This is a genomic window from Anaerocolumna cellulosilytica (assembly GCF_014218335.1).
Classification (GTDB): domain Bacteria; phylum Bacillota; class Clostridia; order Lachnospirales; family Lachnospiraceae; genus Anaerocolumna; species Anaerocolumna cellulosilytica.
Genome location: NZ_AP023367.1, coordinates 4,998,639 through 5,017,500 on the forward strand (window position 1 = coordinate 4,998,639; position 18,862 = coordinate 5,017,500).

At 38.4% G+C, this 18,862-nt stretch carries 13 protein-coding genes, 15 tRNA genes and 1 rRNA gene; all 29 read right to left on the bottom strand.

Annotated features, from left to right (window positions below; all coding sequences use genetic code 11):
- Positions 1-21 precede the first annotated feature (21 nt).
- The 29 genes from acsn021_RS20730 to acsn021_RS20870 all read right to left on the bottom strand — a co-directional run bounded on the left by acsn021_RS20730 (position 22) and on the right by acsn021_RS20870 (position 18,802).
- Positions 22-612, bottom strand: a complete 591-nt coding sequence (locus acsn021_RS20730) for a DUF1281 family ferredoxin-like fold protein (protein WP_184094976.1) — start codon at positions 610-612, stop codon at positions 22-24.
- On the bottom strand, positions 612-1,130 hold the full coding sequence (locus acsn021_RS20735) for a hypothetical protein (protein ID WP_184094978.1): 519 nt from the start codon (positions 1,128-1,130) through the stop codon (positions 612-614). Before acsn021_RS20735 ends, acsn021_RS20730 begins: the two co-directional genes overlap by 1 nt.
- Positions 1,131-1,413: 283 nt before the next feature.
- A tRNA-Leu gene (locus acsn021_RS20740) sits at positions 1,414-1,493 on the bottom strand.
- Positions 1,494-1,511: 18 nt separating this feature from the next.
- Positions 1,512-1,584: transfer RNA gene (locus acsn021_RS20745), tRNA-Lys, on the bottom strand.
- Between the two features lie 42 nt (positions 1,585-1,626).
- Positions 1,627-1,698: transfer RNA gene (locus tag acsn021_RS20750), tRNA-Gln, on the bottom strand.
- Positions 1,699-1,713: 15 nt separating this feature from the next.
- A tRNA-His gene (locus tag acsn021_RS20755) sits at positions 1,714-1,787 on the bottom strand.
- An 87-nt stretch (positions 1,788-1,874) separates the two neighbouring features.
- A tRNA-Arg gene (locus tag acsn021_RS20760) sits at positions 1,875-1,948 on the bottom strand.
- A gap of 23 nt (positions 1,949-1,971) precedes the next feature.
- Positions 1,972-2,042: transfer RNA gene (locus acsn021_RS20765), tRNA-Gly, on the bottom strand.
- A 51-nt stretch (positions 2,043-2,093) separates the two neighbouring features.
- Positions 2,094-2,168, bottom strand: a tRNA-Pro gene (locus acsn021_RS20770).
- Positions 2,169-2,346: 178 nt separating this feature from the next.
- Positions 2,347-2,835 carry a YfcE family phosphodiesterase gene (locus tag acsn021_RS20775; RefSeq protein WP_184094980.1) on the bottom strand — a complete coding sequence of 163 codons (489 nt, stop codon included), beginning with the start codon at positions 2,833-2,835 and terminating at the stop codon, positions 2,347-2,349.
- Positions 2,836-2,982: 147 nt separating this feature from the next.
- Complete coding sequence (locus acsn021_RS20780) at positions 2,983-3,576, bottom strand: XTP/dITP diphosphatase (protein ID WP_184094982.1); 594 nt, start codon at positions 3,574-3,576, stop codon at positions 2,983-2,985.
- Between the two features lie 263 nt (positions 3,577-3,839).
- A complete protein-coding gene (locus acsn021_RS20785; RefSeq protein ID WP_184094984.1) occupies positions 3,840-5,120 on the bottom strand; it encodes an N-acetylmuramoyl-L-alanine amidase family protein in 1,281 nt (426 codons plus the stop codon).
- 220 nt (positions 5,121-5,340) lie between these two features.
- Positions 5,341-6,513: a THUMP domain-containing class I SAM-dependent RNA methyltransferase gene (locus acsn021_RS20790; RefSeq protein WP_184094986.1), complete on the bottom strand. Its 1,173-nt coding sequence runs from the start codon at positions 6,511-6,513 to the stop codon at positions 5,341-5,343.
- A gap of 189 nt (positions 6,514-6,702) precedes the next feature.
- A complete protein-coding gene (locus tag acsn021_RS20795) occupies positions 6,703-7,005 on the bottom strand; it encodes a rhodanese-like domain-containing protein (protein ID WP_184094988.1) in 303 nt (100 codons plus the stop codon).
- 244 nt (positions 7,006-7,249) lie between these two features.
- Positions 7,250-7,483 (bottom strand): hypothetical protein, encoded by a 234-nt coding sequence (locus tag acsn021_RS20800; protein WP_184094990.1) that lies wholly within the window; start codon positions 7,481-7,483, stop codon positions 7,250-7,252.
- A 466-nt stretch (positions 7,484-7,949) separates the two neighbouring features.
- Complete coding sequence (locus tag acsn021_RS20805) at positions 7,950-9,773, bottom strand: ABC transporter ATP-binding protein (protein WP_184094992.1); 1,824 nt, start codon at positions 9,771-9,773, stop codon at positions 7,950-7,952.
- Positions 9,748-11,604 carry an ABC transporter ATP-binding protein gene (locus tag acsn021_RS20810; protein WP_184094994.1) on the bottom strand — a complete coding sequence of 619 codons (1,857 nt, stop codon included), beginning with the start codon at positions 11,602-11,604 and terminating at the stop codon, positions 9,748-9,750. The genes acsn021_RS20805 and acsn021_RS20810 overlap by 26 nt, the downstream gene beginning before the upstream one ends.
- A 321-nt stretch (positions 11,605-11,925) precedes the next feature.
- Positions 11,926-12,954, bottom strand: a complete 1,029-nt coding sequence (locus acsn021_RS20815) for a sensor histidine kinase (protein WP_184094996.1) — start codon at positions 12,952-12,954, stop codon at positions 11,926-11,928.
- Positions 12,951-13,664 carry a LytR/AlgR family response regulator transcription factor gene (locus acsn021_RS20820; RefSeq protein ID WP_184094998.1) on the bottom strand — a complete coding sequence of 238 codons (714 nt, stop codon included), beginning with the start codon at positions 13,662-13,664 and terminating at the stop codon, positions 12,951-12,953. Before acsn021_RS20820 ends, acsn021_RS20815 begins: the two co-directional genes overlap by 4 nt.
- A 328-nt stretch (positions 13,665-13,992) precedes the next feature.
- Positions 13,993-14,532: a DUF1700 domain-containing protein gene (locus acsn021_RS20825; protein ID WP_184095000.1), complete on the bottom strand. Its 540-nt coding sequence runs from the start codon at positions 14,530-14,532 to the stop codon at positions 13,993-13,995.
- 410 nt (positions 14,533-14,942) lie between these two features.
- Positions 14,943-15,016: transfer RNA gene (locus tag acsn021_RS20830), tRNA-Arg, on the bottom strand.
- Positions 15,017-15,050: 34 nt separating this feature from the next.
- A tRNA-Leu gene (locus acsn021_RS20835) sits at positions 15,051-15,136 on the bottom strand.
- A 39-nt stretch (positions 15,137-15,175) separates the two neighbouring features.
- Positions 15,176-15,248: transfer RNA gene (locus acsn021_RS20840), tRNA-Val, on the bottom strand.
- A 38-nt stretch (positions 15,249-15,286) separates the two neighbouring features.
- A tRNA-Asp gene (locus acsn021_RS20845) sits at positions 15,287-15,360 on the bottom strand.
- A gap of 15 nt (positions 15,361-15,375) precedes the next feature.
- Positions 15,376-15,449 (bottom strand) — tRNA-Ile (locus acsn021_RS20850).
- Positions 15,450-15,453: 4 nt separating this feature from the next.
- Positions 15,454-15,526: transfer RNA gene (locus acsn021_RS20855), tRNA-Thr, on the bottom strand.
- Between the two features lie 33 nt (positions 15,527-15,559).
- Positions 15,560-15,631: transfer RNA gene (locus acsn021_RS20860), tRNA-Glu, on the bottom strand.
- 74 nt (positions 15,632-15,705) lie between these two features.
- A tRNA-Asn gene (locus acsn021_RS20865) sits at positions 15,706-15,777 on the bottom strand.
- 111 nt (positions 15,778-15,888) lie between these two features.
- A 23S ribosomal RNA gene (locus tag acsn021_RS20870) occupies positions 15,889-18,802 on the bottom strand.
- Positions 18,803-18,862: the final 60 nt, after the last annotated feature.

Below are 18,862 nucleotides of genomic sequence, written 5' to 3' on the forward strand. Positions count from 1 at the left end.
AAGAAAAAAAGCCGATGCTCACTACATTTTCAGTGACATCGACTCGTCTGGATTATGATATTCGTATTCGCCTGTTTTTTCGTTGAGGAGGTATCCCATTTCGGACAGATCCAAGCCATGAACCTCAGCCGCAAGTTCCAGCGCTTCCTTGGAGCCGCCGGGAGGGATGTCGCAGAACATTTCTTTGCCGTTTTCGTATTCTTTTTTTCCAGTGTTATATCCAAAGTCCTCATCAGCCCATTTGTGCTCAAAGGATAGGTCAGGATATTTTGCCGCCAGTGCAGCAATGACATTTTCCGGACGGCTCCATGCGGTCTGAAATTCGATATGCTCCCCGTCAAATTCCTTTGGGGTATAGACAGGATCGTAGCCGTAGCTGTTCCATTTGGTTCCCCAATGGGCAATCGACCAGTCGTACCAGTTGTCTTTGCCGTACTTCTCACGCTCGGCCATACCGAGATTTCCACGAAAGATATGCGCAGGCATCGGAATGACCTTGTTGAAGTCAATGCTGCCGAGACCGATCTTATCATCCTTGATGGCCTCAAACATAGCTCTGACCTTTTCCGGATCGCCGGAAACTCTTAAAATATTGGTTACATGATTTGGCATTAGCGCATTCCTCCCATCGTCATGCCGAAGCCGAAGGACTGGCTGCCTTTCAGCTCATCCTCCGGCCTAATAAAGAAGCGGTCGCTGCTATCCCAAAAGCTGACATACAGCTCACCGTCCTCCACTTTGATTTCCCGCTGCTCCAGCCCCTCGCCCCAGCCATCACTGAATTGAGAAGAGAGCCATTCGGTAAGCTCCGCAAGCTCAGAGGGGGAAAGCGTGCCATGAGTTTGCAACTCGGTCACGCCCCATAGCTCGCCGTTCCATTCCTCTACAGTCGGGTTAATGCTGTACACCATTCGGCTGAGATCGTCATCAAGGTAAACGGCGAGGCCACGCTCGCCCTCGCTGGGGAGCTTTTCTTTTTCAATGAGGGCAAGGATTTCATCCTCATACTCTAAAACTTCACCGGCGGATAAATCCTCCCGGTAATCGTCAAGATCGCCCCATTCGTTCTTTCTGTAGATATGGGGGAAAAGAGGGCTGAATAACCGCAGGGTCTGCAGTTCGTTTTTCATAGCACATCTGTCCTTTCATTCTGATTTTGGGCGCAAAAAAACGGCTGTGTTTTTCAGTTACGAAGAACACAGCCGCTTCAAAATTGCCCTGTAGGGTATTGGCTTTATTTAATTGTTTGCCGGACTGACTCCGGCCAAAAAAGAGAAACACCCCGCTTTCTTGTTAAAAAGCAGGGTGCATCTATGAAAAACGAGGGTTTTGAATTTTTCATCCAAAACCCTCGTCAGGCCGCATAAACACTGGCTTTTTAAGCCCTGTATCTATTTTGACCTAATCTTCTACTGCGGATGACAGGACTTGAACCTGCACGGTATCCCACTAGATCCTAAGTCTAGCGCGTCTGCCAATTCCGCCACATCCGCATATAATTTGTAGACAAGTGAGACATCCGGGACTCGAACCCGGGACACCTTGATTAAAAGTCAAGTGCTCTACCAACTGAGCTAATATCCCATCTGATGCTGTGCACCAACATTCAACAAAATATTGTTGAAACTGGGCTGGCTGGATTTGAACCAGCGACTGCAGGAGTCAAAGTCCTGTGCCTTACCGCTTGGCGACAGCCCAATGGCATTATACCAGGGTGGATAAAGGGATTTGAACCCTTGGCCTCCAGAGCCACAATCTGGCGCGCTAACCAACTGCGCTATACCCACCATAAATTATTAATACATCTTTTCATTCGTCAGGGAGGAGCTTTATAATTTACTTATAAAACTCACTCCCCGATGTCTTTGATAAGACGTGCCAGAAGGGATTCGAACCCCCGACAACCGGCTTAGAAGGCCGATGCTCTATCCAGCTGAGCTACTAGCACACTTCGATGTACTGAATACATCAAGCGGGTGATGGGAATCGAACCCACGTATCTAGCTTGGAAGGCTAGTGTTCTACCATTGAACTACACCCGCATGTTAAGTTTGTCCACATCGACAGCTAATCAATTCTTAGAAGTTTTTAAATCGGGGTGACAGGATTCGAACCTGCGACCTCTTGATCCCAAATCAAGCACTCTAGCCAAGCTGAGCCACACCCCGTCTTTTCAACTTTTTTCTTGTCTTCCGTGACGCAAGAATTATTATATAATAGAGCTACAATAATGTCAACAACTTTTTTAAACTTTTTTAGTTTTTTTTAATACCAAAAATCCCCTGTTAAAATAAGTTGATTTTATTCTGCTTTCAGCCCTATATTATTTACAATAAAAGCTTTTTATTAGTACCTTTCTATATAATTCAAGGTAAAGTGAGCCAGACCTTTATCATCAATATCCATAATTATAAAAGACGGTTTTCCATCTTCTTGTCTGGGTAAACTAATACTGCCTGGATTAATTGCCCATACATCCCCCGTAAGATCAATACTAGGACGATGCGTATGCCCAAAAATTGCAATAGCTGCACCATGTTGTCTTGCCACATTCTTTAATCGTTCGGTACCAAAGTTCACACCATAATGATGCCCATGTGTCATAAAAATCCTATAATGTCCGATTGTTATAATCTTTTCCTTATCAAGATCTGTAAAGAAATCATTATTCCCAGCTACCATTACTGTCTTACTAGATACTAGTGCTTCAAGGTAATCTTCGCTTCCTTCTATATCTCCCAAATGTAAGAACAAGTCAAAAGGCTCCGTTTTTGTAATGACCTTTTCTAAAAAGTGATTTTTACCATGTGAATCACTTACTATTAATATTTTCATACAAGCTCCCATTGCCATATCTCTTGCAGACAGGCACTACCTAAAATCAGGGCGTGAACTATATTTTAAATAATTCACGCTAATCCCATGCATATCACAAGCTAAACTGTGATACTGCTTATAGAAAGATTAATTCCCATACTATGTCTAAAGTTTCGTGCGTAAGATTTCTTTCATTGCCTCCAAGGCTCTTCCCCTATGACTGATTTTATTTTTATTATCAGAAGACAATTCCGCTAAAGTACATTTATATTCCGGTACCCAAAAAATGGGGTCATAACCAAAACCGTTCTCCCCTTCTATTTTATGGGCTATGAACCCTTCCACAACTCCTCTTGTAGCATGCACTTCACTATTTGGAAATGCTGCGGTTATGACACAGACAAATCTTCCGGTTCTCTCTTCTTGTGGCAGTCCTCTTAAGCGTTCAATAATATAGTTATTTTTAATCTCGTACGAAGTATCCTCTCCCATAAAGCGTGCCGAGTAAATCCCAGGTGCCTTATCCATTGCGTCCACTTCCAGGCCGGAATCGTCTGCCAGCACAATCTCTCCGGTTAGTTCCATTATAGTTTTTGCTTTTATCAAGGCATTTTCTTCAAACGTATTTCCGTCTTCCACAATATCTACCTCTATTCCTGCCTCCTTTAAAGATAAAACCTCACACTCCATATCCTTTAATATCATACGAACCTCTCTCATCTTTCCTTCATTAGAGGTAGCAAAAATTATCTTTTTCATATTTCACCCATTGCATATCGTAGGTATACCTGCGATACTGCCACAAATCAGAAAAGTAAAAGAATTTATTGTGGCAGCCTTCCTAATTAAATTTTCTTTCACTCGTATTCCTTAGCATTATAAATATATACTTTATAACAATATAAAGTATTTCTAAATCTTATTATCAACTGGATGACCAAGTCGATCCTTACAATATATTCATATTTTATCTGTGATGATATTGCACTGTAATATCATACAATTAAATGTATATTTATTACTCATTTTAATTTGCTAATTGCTTTATCAATGGCTCTGCTTAAGGCTTTTGCAATCTTAATTTGATTTTTTTCATCAATTAAGAACTGCAGTTCTTTCGTATTAGACATAAATGCAGTCTCTACCAGTGCCACAGGCATATTAGCCTTTCCCACTACAACTATTTCACTAGAAGGCACTAACCCACGATTCATCTTTCCTGTCAAACCGACTATTTCATCTAATACAATCTGAGCGAACTCTTTTGACAGAAAATCCTTACCGCTTTGATTCTCGTTATATAATACTTCCGATCCAGATGGTGCAGCGGACTCGTTTGAATTACAATGGATACTTAAGAACAGGTCTGCTTCCACTTCATTGGCTAAATTCACTCTGGGATTTAGATAGATTGTCTCATCTTCATCTCTGGTGTAGTACACTTTAATATTCTTTTTTTCCAGTACATCACGTAAATGTTTCATTATACTAAGATTAATATCTTTTTCATAATACCTTTCATCTTTAGAAGATGCACCTACATCCTTACCGCCGTGGCCTGCATCGATAACAACTATAGTACTGTATACATCCTTTGGAGTCTTTAAACTAAGGTATATATTATTTTCATCTTCATACCAAGACGGTGCATAAATATAATCCATTCCCAGTTGTATTTCAGCCGTATATGTGCCACTACCAGTCTCTGTATAATTAATCGTAATCCATCTTAAGGGGTCTGTAATATAATCCTGTGAGCCCCCTCCATAAGGGTATTTATCTCCGCTTGCTGCAATGACTTCCGGTACTAGTAATAGTTCATCTGACTTATCGTTATTATAAGTTTCCCCTGCAATTTTAACTTCCTGCTCTGCCGGCATAAAACCAGTATTACTCTTATCAGGAACACCACTAAACCAGTAATCGTAATTTTTCCGATAGATTGATGATGTACTAATATCTTTCGTTTTCAGGTTCTTTATAGTTAGAATTATAACCTTTTTCATACATTGTTCTTCTAATTTAATTTCATAAGAGTCTTTTTCCGATTTTTGAATAAGAAGAAATTTATCACCGAGTTGTTCTGATACTTCATCTGATAAGGAATTAATTTCAAACGGCATCTCACCATTCTTTAATGGCCTTTGGTTCCATTGATTTATGAAAGAAAAGATGACAGTAATATTGCTTCCAGCTTTTGCAAAGCCTTGTCCATAGTGGGAAATTACTGACGACAATCCTGCAACCAACAACATCATTAGTACACTTAAAGTTACAGTTTTCTTTATAAGTCTATCTTCCATCTACTTTCCCCCTGTTATGATAGATTATACTATGGCTTGTATAATTCTACAATATACTTTTTTATTTTACATGAAACTATTTATATAAGCGATGTCTATTTTTTGTACTCGAAGGCTATTTTTATACTCGAAGACTGTTTTTATACTCAACTGTCAAAAAATAAATAAAAGGTTAGCCTATGTCTTAGGCTAACCTCTGTTTTCAATGGGCAACTCCTTATTATAATGAATTATCTTCCTGTTCTCTAGGTGCTTTCTTAGGGGGTCTTGGTCCCATAAATTGATAAAAATAGGTTTTCATCATACCATTATAAATCTTACGGTTTTTATCAGCCTTTCGCCCAATATACTTTTGAGCCTCTTCATAGCTGGTAATAATATAATAAGACCATGCATCAAGAGAAGAAAACGCTTTACCTATTTCTTTATAAAGAGCCGGTAGTGCTTCTTTTTCTTCTAATCGTTCTCCATAAGGAGGATTGGTAATTATAAAACCATATTTTTTACTATGACTTAGGTCACTGACTGCTTTTTGCTGAAAGTGAATATATTCATCCACTTCCGCTAAGGCTGCATTTTGCCTCGCTGCCTTAATAATTTCCCCATCCAAATCAAAGCCCTGAATAGTCATTTCAACACCCTGACGCTTAACATCATTTGCTTCTTCTATAGCCGAATACCAAGCCTTCTTAGGAATCAGGCCGGTCCAATCCTCTGAAAGAAAAGAACGATTCATACCTGGGGCTATATTCGCTCCAATCATGGCTGCCTCAATAGGTATGGTACCACTTCCGCAAAAAGGATCAATTAAAATTCTGTCTTTATTCCAGGGCGTCAGCATAATCAGTGCTGCTGCCAATGTTTCAGTAATAGGCGCTTTACTGGTCAATTTCCTATATCCACGCCTGTGTAATGATTCCCCTGAGGTATCGATACCGATTGTAACCTCATCTTTCATAAAGGTAACACGGATAGGATACGCTTCGCCATCTTCCGGAAACCAATCTATTTTATAGACTTGTTTTAGTCTCTCAACCATTGCTTTTTTCATAATAGACTGAATATCAGAGGGACTAAAAACTTTACTTTTTATAGATGTAGCCTTTGCAACCCAAAACTTTCCATTAGAAGGAATAAAATCTTCCCATGGGATTGCTTTTGTTTTTTCAAATAATTCATCGAAGGTCTCTGCCTTAAATTTAGCTATTTTTAAAAGGATACGCTCTGTTGTCCGTAAGAATATATTGGTTCTGCATATTGCAGCTTCGTCTCCGCTAAATGTGACTCTTCCATCCTCTACTTGTATTACCTGATAGCCTAAATCTTCTATTTCTTTCTTTAATACACTTTCCAGTCCAAAATGACACGGTGCAAAATATTCAAACTGACTCATCCTTACGTACTCCATTCTTATTCTTATAAACTTCCACTTGTGGTTCTAGCACTGACACTGCTAAATAATAAAACAGGATGTTGACAAACCTTTTTGTCTTTCAACCTATCGCATTTTATACTAAAAATAAATTATAACATATAGAATACACCATTGCAAAGTTAATCCTTATATAAAAATGATTCATTTTTAATATTCCAGTACGCCTCTGTAAGCGTGAAGCCCTCCATATATATTTTTCACTTGATATCCTTCTTTACTTAATTCTCTGGCTAAAAGCAAGCTTAAGTTACCTCTATCACAATACAGTATTAACAACCATTCTTTTAGTATGGAATTTTTATAATAATCAAAATCCAAATATGGAATATTTAATGCCGTAGGTATATGCCCCGTACTATATTCATCTACATCTCTTATATCAATAATAAAAGTATTTGGCTTTCCTATGTACTCTTCAATATCTTTTGCTCGTATTGTCTCAAATGTCATACTAGCTCCAGCTCCCATTGCATGCCTAATCTGCTTGCAGATACGGCACTACCTTAAATTTAAGGGTGTGATAATACTTTTCACACTAAGCTCCTACAATTCTTTATTATCATATTCCTGCTAGATTCAATTGTGCTTGTGCTATCCTTCCTATAATAAGGTTTATATATACTTCTATCAAATAAATATAAATAAAATAAGTCTTCTTTTATAGAAGACTTATTTTATTTAAGCTGCCGCTTTCTTATTTCTCTTTTGATGAATTGCGTGTAGAAGTTGTGTTAGAAGTCACATTTTGAGAATTCTTAGTGGAATTTGAGGTTCCTTTGTTTGATGACGCATTGGAAGGAGAATAATTTTTTGTACTAGTGTCGTTACTTGTGCTGTAATTCTCCATGTTATTGCTTGTTTTGTTTGTAGAAGTAGTATTTTTTGAAGAATTGTTTGATGTTGCATCACTATAATTGTTATTTGCCATTTTTATAAGCCTCCTAATAATCAATGTTTTAGATTACAAAGATATTATGGACAAAATAAAAATATAATATGCATTCATATTATGCCTCTTATGGTTATTTTTGTAAATAAAATGGTTGCATTTCATTCCCATCTTATGTAATCTAAAGTATGTGTAAATATTTTTCTAAATTTTCATCTTTTTTTATTGCAATATAACTCATCATGTATTATAATGTAAGTGTGTTAAAGAAAATCTTAATTGATTTTCAAACACACTATATAACCCCTTATTAATTATTTATACTCCCCTCATCGAAACGACCGCTTGGCTCCCCCTCGCGGTCGTTTCACTTTATATTTATATAAATAAAGAGATGGTAAAATTCTAAAAGATTATATTAAGTAAGAGTTGCTGCACTATTCTTACTGCAGCAACTCTTTAAAGTTTATAAGTTAATTATTCTTTTTTACATAGGTTTCAGATATTAAGAAGTATAATACTGTGCCTGCTTATGATATAAAGAAGCATAGATTCCATTCTCCCTCAATAGTTTCGAATGATTGCCCTGTTCCGCTATTCTCCCGTTATCCAGTACAATGATATCATCACAAAATTTACAGCTGCTCATTCTGTGTGATATATAAATAGCGGTCTTTCCCTGAATCATATCATTAAAATGCTCATAGATTTCTGCTTCTGAAATTGGGTCTAGTGCCGCAGTCGGTTCATCCAAAATTACAAAAGGTCCGTCTTTATATAAGGCTCTGGCAATAGCAAGCTTTTGTGCCTCACCTCCTGACAAATCGATTCCCTCTCCATTATTTTTATAAAGTCTTGCCTTTAAACCTTGAGGAATTCTATCTATCCGTGTTCGTAATCCTACCTGCTCTAATGCCTTCCAGATGCATCCTTCCTGAACTTCTCCACCTGAGGCAACATTGTCCTCAATTGGCATGGATAACAATTTAAAATCTTGGAAAACAACGGAGAAAATCTTCGTGTAATCCGTAAAATCATAATATTTTATATCAATACCATTTAAAAGGATTCTTCCTTCCGTAGGTTCATATAAACGACACAATAATTTTATTAATGTAGTTTTACCCGCTCCATTTCTTCCGACAACTGCGAATTTAGCACCAATTTTAAATTTTAGATTTATATCTTTTAAAATTAGATTGTTGGTACCAGGATACTGAAAACTTACATGTTCAAAGGTAAACTCATATTCTGTATCATTACGCTTTTCAATTGGCAGAGTACCTGTATAATGTATACTTGGCTTATTTATAAACTCATAATACGTATTTAAATATTCTGAACGGTAGGAAAATTGACTCACCTCTGTTATTCCGATACGGATGCAGCTATTTAATTGAAGAACTGCACCTGCATACATTAAAACATCTCCTACACTAATAACTCCTTCAATTGCCTTTATGCCTATTACTATATATACCAAACCAGTTCCAAGCTGTGTTATTAGAACAATAATTCCAGTATATAAACCATCTGTAACACCCCATTTAATAAATAAAATATTTATCTTTTTGAGCATAATTCTAAATTGCTTTACTAATAAGTCCTGCATGGAATAAAGGCGAATGTCTTTCCCATATTGATAATTCGTAGCCAATGCAATTAAGTACATCGATAGTGAATTATTATGTTCATTTTTCTTTTCTACCTCATAATAGTTTTTATAAGAACGACTTGCTAACTTCATACATATTACAGATGCCAGCGTAAAACCCATGAGAATAAGGAAGAAAGACCCGTATGCAGACATAAAGTTTTCACTGCCATTCCTAAACTGCAAGAAAAGAGTAATTACAAAAGCAATGGAAAATAGGATGGACACAAACTGTTCAGTTACACTATATGCACTTTGAATCTGACTTCCAATACCACCAGAACCATTCTCACCACTTTTTGTCCTTCTAATAGCATCCATAGTTTCTGTTTTTTCAAATTCTTCATATTCCATGGTAAATGCTTTATCAGCGGTACGTAAATATATTGTGTCATTGCAGGCTTCTCTGAGTACTACAATGGATTGCTTGCAAGCTTGGGCTATAAGGTTTAACACTAATGTAGTGCATAATAAAATAATTATAAATTTAATACACTCATAATATAAACCACCTAAAATCAAATCTAATATTTTTGAATAAAATACCAGCTGAACAAATGGCTGCGCTGCTCCGGCTAATGCTCCTATGCCAATAATCCATAAAATATTTTTATGATCTCTTCTTATCAAGGAGATTAAATTACCAAAATCATGCCATAGTTTCCTGAACTTCATGTATATCCACCTCCTGATAATATTTGCCCTGTACCTGAAACATCTTAGCATAAGTGCCATTTAACTGAAGCAATTCGTCATGGCTTCCTTCTTCTGCAATACATCCGTTTTCCAGAAAGATAATCTTGTCACAGAACCTAGTGGAAGCCAATCTGTGTGAAATGAATAGAGAGGTTCTCCCCTTTAGAAGCATTTGGTATCTCTCATAAAGTTCACTTTCTGATATTGCATCCAGTGCTGCCGTAGGTTCATCCAGTATAAGCAACTGTGCATTCTTATAGATTGCTCTGGCTAACATTAACTTTTGCAGCTCACCACCGGATAACTGTATACCACTCTCATCCATATCTTTGTTTAAGTACGTATGCAATCCTTTTTCTAACTGATTTACTTTGTCAAACAAACCGGATAGTTTTAAAACCTTCTCCATTTTGTCCGCCATAACCTTCTCAGTTATTTCACCGCTTATATTCTCAGCAATAGTAAAGGACATGGTAAAGGCATCCTGAAATACTACTGCAATTTGCTTGAAATATTTTTCAATATCAAGTTCTTTCATATCAATACCGTTCACAAGTATTCGTCCTTTTGTCGGTTGATAAAAACCACACATTAGTTTTACAATTGTTGATTTTCCTGCACCATTTATACCCACTAACGCCAGCTTCTCACCTTTTTTCATATGAAAACTAACATCGGTTAACACATTATTCTCTGCTCCCTCATAACAAAAAGACACATGTTCAAACACGATATCCAGTGCCGAATCTTCGCCCGTTATTTCAAGCCCGCCTTTATGCAGATGTCTCTCTTCCATATCTACAAATTTTCTATAATCGCAAATCATTAGATGAAATCGACTTATTTCGGCAATATCTTCCGTTATCGTTGTAAACCACTTGGCAAAACCACTGACGACCCCTAGATAAAGAACAAAATAAGAAACTTCCAGTCCATTCATCAGCCTATAGATTAAGTAACCGTAACATACTCCATCTCGTATGAAACGGAGCAAAATTCCCACTACATCATTTAAATAAAAGAAACTTTGTATTTTGATTTTTATCTGTTTTAATTCCTGATTAGCCTTTTTATACATTCGTTTTATCACGTGATTTAGCTGATACATACGAATATCTTTTCCTGCCTTTAAGTCAAAAGCCTGTTCTTGTAGATAACGTTGTGTTACCTTTAATTTGACCATATCATTTCTTTTGTTTTGCTCAAAATACTTAGCACGATTAAAAACTAGCATCTGTATTAATGATATGGCTATCAATAGTGCCAAAATAATCGGATGTGCCATACTGATTATACAAGCATACAGAATCAAACCTATTACATTCGATATAAGCTTGACGTTTCGATGCATAAACCCTTCCATCCCCAATTGGTTCGCATTAAGACACTCCATTGCTTTTTCCAAATCCTTCTTTACTTGTTCCGATTCCATAATTTGATAGTCAATCGTTAAACATTTAAGTAAAAGTTCAATCCAGAATCTGTCACAGCGAAAATCAATGTACTGCATCCTGTTTCTAGCTATGAGAAAGGAGCTGATTCCTGCTACAATTCCATAAAGTGCAAACATTACTGTCAAAATAGTAATAAAATTCATGACCGGAGTACTCTTTAAAAGAAGTTTCACTACAACCGAAGGTATTATTATTAATCCAAAGGGAGTTAACACATTAAATATAACCTCTGCAATGCCATATCCAACTAATGATTTACGGTATTCCCACATATTTTTATATACATACGTATAATTATTGCCTAACGAATATAAAGCATCCTGTTTACCCTCCGGCTTATTTTTTGTTTTTTTCATTTTAACACCCGTGCCTTTCAATTTTTTATGACCTATTCAAAAAATGGAACAGGCCTAAATAGAAAGGTTGATAATAATCTTTTTTCAATGAACCCCATCTGTGTGTCTGGTTGATTGCACTCCTTATCTGGGGTTACACACTAATCAGTCTGTTTAAAAAAAGTCTTAGTTTATTCAACCTTATCCTCTGTAATATTCCAAAAACATAAAAATCAAGGTTACTCATTGATTTCGTCTTGGTATACCTTTTATATCACATAAGGTAATTGTATATTAAAAAAGTGCACGAAACGTATAAATTCGTGCACGAATGGAATTAGCTTAAAGGGGTAATAGTATTTCTGTTACAAATACGCCCGGTTCATTTTTTCTATTAATAAACCCATCATATTTTTCAACAAGCTTATTAATGCGCTTTAAACCATGCCCATGATTTCCCCGCTTTGCAGTAATATATTCTTCATCTAATTTTCTTACAAGCTCGTCCGTTCCATTAGTAACGGTAATATAAAGCTGTCTCTTTAATACTCCAATATATAACCTGATAAATTTTTTTTCTTTATCATTAGCTATCTTATCGCAAGCCTCTACTGCATTATCAATCAGATTTCCAATAAGTACACATAGATCAATATCTGATACCGTAAGTTCACTCGGAACCTCCGCTTTATACCTGATATCAATATCACCTTTTAAAGCCAGTGACAACTTAGAATTTAATATGGCATCCAGATGTACATTGCCGGTTTCTATTAAGGTATTTACATTATCCAGGTCTTTTTCCAAGGTATTCAGATATTCTCTGGCCTCTTTGATTTGCTCCAGCTTCAGGTGTGCCTTTAAAGTCTGCATATGATTATGGTAGTCGTGCCTCCAGCCTCTCATCGTCATGTAAATGTTTTGTACTTCACTGACCTGCTTTGATAAAACCATATTCTGATACTGAGCAGCACTTTCTTCATATGTCTTTTTCATATATCTCTGATTACTCTCCGCTAAGAAATAGATGGATAATAGCAAATATTCATAAAGTATTTTTAAGTCTTTATAAAAAAATGCTCCGCCTGTAACCATAATTACAATTACTATAAATAAAAGGTGAAAGCTAAGGGACATTTTATAGTTAAACACTTGCAGCATCTCAAAGGAGTATATTACTAAAAGAAGCAAAGTGATTAGATTCCCTCTAACTGCATCAATGAAAAGAACATTTGTGGTCCATATAATACCTATAACGCCAAGTAAAACAACTACTTTCCACCAATTTTTTTTAAAATTCTTATTTATGAGTCTTCCAGTATTATAAAGGGCTAAAACAATTAACGGAATAACCTCTATATAATTTGTCATTCCAGTCCCCCCCCTTTATAATATATAATGAATTCCTGATTGACCTTTTTATAAGCACCTCTACTTACCGGAACTGAATGTCCTCCTTTTAAATGACATTCACTTTTAGTAATTCGTTCTACATGATGCAAGTTCACTGCATAACTTCTGTGAGTAGAAATAAAACTATCATTAAGTTCATTTGTTATTTCGTTCATGTTCATCTTAACTTCATAACTTGTCTTCTCTGTATAAATGCTTACATAATGACCGGAGGCTTCTACATATAAGATATCATCCAGCTCCAGTTTTATTTTTTCTCCGACTCCCCCTACAATAATGTATTGCTTTTCTTTACCAGAATTTTCCTTTACCATATCAAGTAAAGGAAATAGCTGTTCTCTGGTTATCGGCTTCATTAAGTACCTAACAGCCTGTACTTCATAACCATCAAAGACATATTCCCTGCTGTTAGATAAAAAAGCTATTATAACATTTTTATCAACTTTACGTATATTTTTAGCCAATTCTATGCCATTCATACGATCCAATTCTATATCCAAAATAATAAAATCAAAAGGAAAGAAATCAACATTTTCAAAGAGCATCTCTTCTGCGCTTCCGTATATTTTAAGCTCACATCTTCCATTACCTTCCTTTTCCCACTCTGTTGTAAGCTCTTTAACATAAATACCTTGTACCTTTTCGTCATCACAATAAGCAATTCTCATGTAATCCTTCATCCTATCCTTATTCTTCACATTTATAAAGATTTTATCATAAAGCCCTTGATAAAACTATAAAATGTTATTTAAATCATCATAAACCTATTTTTACTCAACATTTCAGCTTCTTTTTAAATCATAAAAGCTGATACATACCTATACTATAACCTATCTAAAGTTGTTATTACACTTAACTCTAGACAGACTGTCTGTATAGCATATATCAGCTTCACAAAAAGTAGTCCTTATTAAATATCCACATAAGAGGCTAAATTATAAAGATATCTAGTGAACTGTCCCTCCAATCTGGACTAATTACCAATAGAATAATACACTAGTATCTTCTGTTATTTACAATCAAGCGATAGCCAAAATAAATTATTAATAAGGGGATACCTATTGAAAAAAATACTTGTATCAGTACGCCACCAACTATTATAACTACAACTAACAACAGTATCAGAATCAGTCCTAGTAATAATTTTTGATACCAAGTTAATGTGGTATTGAATAAAAAACCATATCCTTTATTGCCGTTTTCTGAATTAGTATGACTGTTATATTCTTCTCTTGAGTAAGTTCTATTATTTCCTTCTTTTGTATCATAGTCTTTTGTATCTGCATCTTCATATGCATTCTTTTGACGTCTTGCGTTATTATACAGGGGTCCATGTGATATTTGATAAGTTTCAATTATGGTTTTCGCTATCAATCTAGGATCACCCAATTGATTAACAACCGTTTCGTCCTGTCCATTATTATCTCTATTGCTTATATAATCATCATAGAATGTTACATTATTCTCAATCTCTGATTCTGGTATTTCACCCGCTAAGGCATTACGTAATCCGTCTAAAAATTCACGTTTTGTCATAGTTGCCTCCTAACTCTACCTACTAACTTAAGTATGCCAGTTACGTTCTAAAGTTGTAAATATTTCTATAGTATTCTATTCTAACATATCTTAGTAAGACCGTAAATAGATTGCATCTTAACATTTAATTAAAATTCCTATTACAAACTTAATAAATACTTTATATGTATAGTTTAATTCCAATCTTCCTGGCTATGCATTCTTAAAGGAGAAAAATTAGTCATACCAAAAATCTTATAAACAGATGAAAACATAAAAATAGTCCTACTATCATTAATGGGGCATATCATTCAAGGAATCGTACCCCAACTATTTGACATAGAACCGTTTATTAATACTTGTTCTTCATTAACATTGAGCAAATAAAAAGTCAATTGCATCTCTGCAATTGACTCTCACAATTTTTATTATGTGCGTTAGAAGATTCGAACTCCCGACCTTCTGGTCCGTAGCCAGACGCTCTATCCAGCTGAGCTAAACGCACGCATTATTGCTTATAACTTTTTGATTTTAAAACATGCCGGCGACCGGAATCGAACCGGTACGGGCGATTAAGCCCGCAGGATTTTAAGTCCTGTGCGTCTGCCAGTTCCGCCACGCCGGCATTTGAACATTCGTTCAAAAGATGAATCCAAGGATTCAATGGGACCTATAGGGCTCGAACCTATGACCCTCTGCTTGTAAGGCAGATGCTCTCCCAGCTGAGCTAAGATCCCAAGAGATTAATTTATTTGGTTCTTTATTTCTAAAGAAACGACCCAGAAGGGACTCGAACCCTCGACCTCCGCCGTGACAGGGCGGCGCTCTAACCAACTGAGCCACTGGGCCATATAAAAATTGTGATGGACCTTCAGGGACTTGAACCCCGGACCGACCGGTTATGAGCCGGTTGCTCTAACCAACTGAGCTAAAGGTCCCCAAAGCCGACGATCGGACTCGAACCGATAACCTGCTGATTACAAGTCAGCTGCTCTGCCATTTGAGCCACGTCGGCAAGTTACATTTTCACGATTTTTACAATAAAAAGTGACTCCAAGGGGATTTGAACCCCTGTTACCGCCGTGAAAGGGCGGTGTCTTAACCGCTTGACCATGGAGCCGTGAAAATTATTATACCATTTCTGTTATTTCATGTCAATCATTTTATACTCAACTTTAATAACTCTTGAGCAAACTCCCCGAGTTGGGCTCGAACCAACAACCCCACGGTTAACAGCCGTGTGCTCTACCATTGAGCTATCGAGGAATAACTACATCATTTGATAACTATTATCCAATGTCAGCTTATAAAGCTTACTATTTATGAACATTACCTGATAAAGCTTTACATAAGTTACCTTATATTCAACCTTATCTTTAGGTCAAGCCCTCGACCTATTAGTATTAGTCAGCTACATGTGTTACCACACTTCCACCTCTAACCTATCCACCTTGTCGTCTTCAAGGGGTCTTACTGCTTTCGCATGGGATATCTTATCTTAAGGGGGGCTTCACGCTTAGATGCCTTCAGCGTTTATCCCTTCCAAACTTGGCTACTCGGCCGTGCACTTGGTAGTACAACCGATACACCAGCGGTTCGTCCAACCCGGTCCTCTCGTACTAAGGTCAGCTCCTTTCAAATATCCTACGCCCGCGCCGGATAGGGACCGAACTGTCTCACGACGTTCTGAACCCAGCTCGCGTACCGCTTTAATGGGCGAACAGCCCAACCCTTGGGACCTACTACAGCCCCAGGATGCGATGAGCCGACATCGAGGTGCCAAACCACTCCGTCGATGTGAACTCTTGGGAGTGATAAGCCTGTTATCCCCAGGGTAGCTTTTATCCGTTGAGCGATGGCAATCCCACTTTATACCACCGGATCACTAAGTCCTACTTTCGTACCTGCTCCACCCGTCGGTGTCGCAGTCAAGCCTTCTTATGCCTTTGCACTCTGCGAATGGTTTCCAACCATTCTGAGAAGACCTTTGAGCGCCTCCGATACCCTTTCGGAGGCGACCGCCCCAGTCAAACTCCCCACCTGACATTGTCCACTGCCCAGATCATGGGCACATGTTAGAAATCCAATACTGCAAGGGTGGTATCCCAACAACGGCTCCATGGCAACTAGCGTCACCACTTCACAGCCTCCCACCTATCCTGTACATGCAATACCGAATCCCAGTATCAAGCTAGAGTAAAGCTCCATGGGGTCTTTCCGTCCTGGCGCAGGTAACCAGCATCTTCACTGGTATTTCAATTTCACCGGGTGCATTGTCGAGACAGTGCCCAAATCATTACGCCTTTCGTGCGGGTCGGAACTTACCCGACAAGGAATTTCGCTACCTTAGGACCGTTATAGTTACGGCCGCCGTTTACTGGGGCTTAAGTTCAACGCTTCGGATTGCTCCTAACATCTCCCCTTAACCTTCCAGCACCGGGCAGGCGTCAGCCCATATACTTCACCTTTCGGTTTTGCATAGACCTGTGTTTTTGCTAAACAGTTGCTTGGGCCAATTCTCTGCGGCCTGTATTTCTACAGGCACCCCTTCTCCCGAAGTTACGGGGTTATTTTGCCGAGTTCCTTAACAATGCTTCTCCCGTCGGCCTTAGGATTCTCTCCTCATCCACCTGTGTCGGTTTACGGTACGGGCTTATGAAAAACAATAGCGGCTTTTCTTGGCAGCTAGCTCACCAGCTTCCCTACTCTTGAGTTCGGTCCGCATCACGTCTTCGTATTGTATGGCGGATTTGCCTACCACACTACTACCCCGCTTGCACCGGTTTTTCCATTCCCGGCTCTGGCTTTCTCTCTGCGTCCCCACAGTTCTGTTTTCATAAGGTACAGGAATTTCAACCTGTTGTCCATCGACTACGTCTTTCGACCTCGCCTTAGGTCCCGACTTACCCAGAGCAGATCAGCTTTACTCTGGAAACCTTGGATATTCGGCCTAGAAGATTCTCACTTCTATCTCGCTACTCATTCCGGCATTCTCTCTTCTTAAATCTCCACGACTCCTTACGGTACCGCTTCTTCGTTTTAAGAATGCTCCTCTACCAATCATGTAAACATGATTCCACAGCTTCGGTGTCGTGTTTTAGCCCCGGACATTTTCGGCGCAGGACCTCTCGACTAGTGAGCTATTACGCACTCTTTTAATGTATGGCTGCTTCTAAGCCAACATCCTAGTTGTTTTCGAAATCCCACATCCTTTTCCACTTAACACGCACTTTGGGACCTTAGCTGGTGGTCTGGGCTTTTTCCCTTTTGACTACCCAACTTATCTCGTGTAGTCTGACTCCTGGTCATCATCTATATGGCATTCGGAGTTTGATAATCTTCGGTAAGCTTTGACGCCCCCTAGGATATTCAGTGCTCTACCTCCATTAGACTTCGTTATAAATAACGTTTACCAAGGCTAGCCCTAAAGCTATTTCGAGGAGAACCAGCTATCTCCGGGTTCGATTGGAATTTCTCCCCTACCCACACCTCATCACCACCCTTTTCAACGGATGTGTGTTCGGTCCTCCACCACCTTTTACGGCAGCTTCAACCTGGACATGGGTAGATCACCCGGTTTCGGGTCTACTTTCACTGACTATTTCGCCCTATTCAGACTTGGTTTCCCTTCGGCTTCAGACCTTAAGTCCTTAACCTTGCCAGTAAATGTAACTCGCCGGACCGTTCTACAAAAAGTACGCGGTTCCTCTGTAAATAGAGGTTCCACAGCTTGTAAACACAGGGTTTCAGGTTCTCTTTCACTCCCCTCCCGGGGTTCTTTTCACCTTTCCTTCACAGTACTATGCACTATCGGTCACTAAGTAGTATTTAGCCTTGGGGGGTGGTCCCCCCGACTTCCCACAAGGTTTCTCGTGTCTCGTGGTACTTTGGATACCGCTCGCTGTCTTCTGGTTTCGCATACGAGGCTTTCACTCTCTATAGCCGGCTTTCCCAAAACCGTTCTGCTACCATACGACTCACTTGTTGCGGTCCTTAACCCCGAAGGATAAATCCTTCGGTTTAGGCTCTTTCCCTTTCGCTCGCCACTACTCAGGAAATCGAGTTTTCTTTCTTTTCCTCCGGGTACTTAGATGTTTCAGTTCCCCGGGTTCCCCCTGTATGGCTATGTATTCACCATACAGTAACGGAGGTTTACTCCGCCAGGTTTCCCCATTCAGAAATCTGCGGGTCAAAGGATATTTGCTCCTCACCGCAGCTTATCGCAGCTTATCACGTCTTTCATCGGCTCTTAGTGCCAAGGCATCCACCCTGCGCTCTTATTAGCTTGACCTTATGAAACAATATACTTGTTTCTCTATACTTGCCTAGCGTAGCAAGTATCGGTCTGTTC

What these genes read in the sequence shown, in the direction of transcription:
- acsn021_RS20730 (WP_184094976.1), bottom strand. Translation starts at nt 612, where the DNA reads ATGCCAAATCATGTAACCAATATTTTAAGAGTTTCCGGCGATCCGGAA.
- acsn021_RS20735 (WP_184094978.1), bottom strand. Translation starts at nt 1,130, where the DNA reads ATGAAAAACGAACTGCAGACCCTGCGGTTATTCAGCCCTCTTTTCCCC.
- acsn021_RS20775 (WP_184094980.1), bottom strand. Translation starts at nt 2,835, where the DNA reads ATGAAAATATTAATAGTAAGTGATTCACATGGTAAAAATCACTTTTTA.
- acsn021_RS20780 (WP_184094982.1), bottom strand. Translation starts at nt 3,576, where the DNA reads ATGAAAAAGATAATTTTTGCTACCTCTAATGAAGGAAAGATGAGAGAG.
- acsn021_RS20785 (WP_184094984.1), bottom strand. Translation starts at nt 5,120, where the DNA reads ATGGAAGATAGACTTATAAAGAAAACTGTAACTTTAAGTGTACTAATG.
- acsn021_RS20790 (WP_184094986.1), bottom strand. Translation starts at nt 6,513, where the DNA reads ATGAGTCAGTTTGAATATTTTGCACCGTGTCATTTTGGACTGGAAAGT.
- acsn021_RS20795 (WP_184094988.1), bottom strand. Translation starts at nt 7,005, where the DNA reads ATGACATTTGAGACAATACGAGCAAAAGATATTGAAGAGTACATAGGA.
- acsn021_RS20800 (WP_184094990.1), bottom strand. Translation starts at nt 7,483, where the DNA reads ATGGCAAATAACAATTATAGTGATGCAACATCAAACAATTCTTCAAAA.
- acsn021_RS20805 (WP_184094992.1), bottom strand. Translation starts at nt 9,773, where the DNA reads ATGAAGTTCAGGAAACTATGGCATGATTTTGGTAATTTAATCTCCTTG.
- acsn021_RS20810 (WP_184094994.1), bottom strand. Translation starts at nt 11,604, where the DNA reads ATGAAAAAAACAAAAAATAAGCCGGAGGGTAAACAGGATGCTTTATAT.
- acsn021_RS20815 (WP_184094996.1), bottom strand. Translation starts at nt 12,954, where the DNA reads ATGACAAATTATATAGAGGTTATTCCGTTAATTGTTTTAGCCCTTTAT.
- acsn021_RS20820 (WP_184094998.1), bottom strand. Translation starts at nt 13,664, where the DNA reads ATGAGAATTGCTTATTGTGATGACGAAAAGGTACAAGGTATTTATGTT.
- acsn021_RS20825 (WP_184095000.1), bottom strand. Translation starts at nt 14,532, where the DNA reads ATGACAAAACGTGAATTTTTAGACGGATTACGTAATGCCTTAGCGGGT.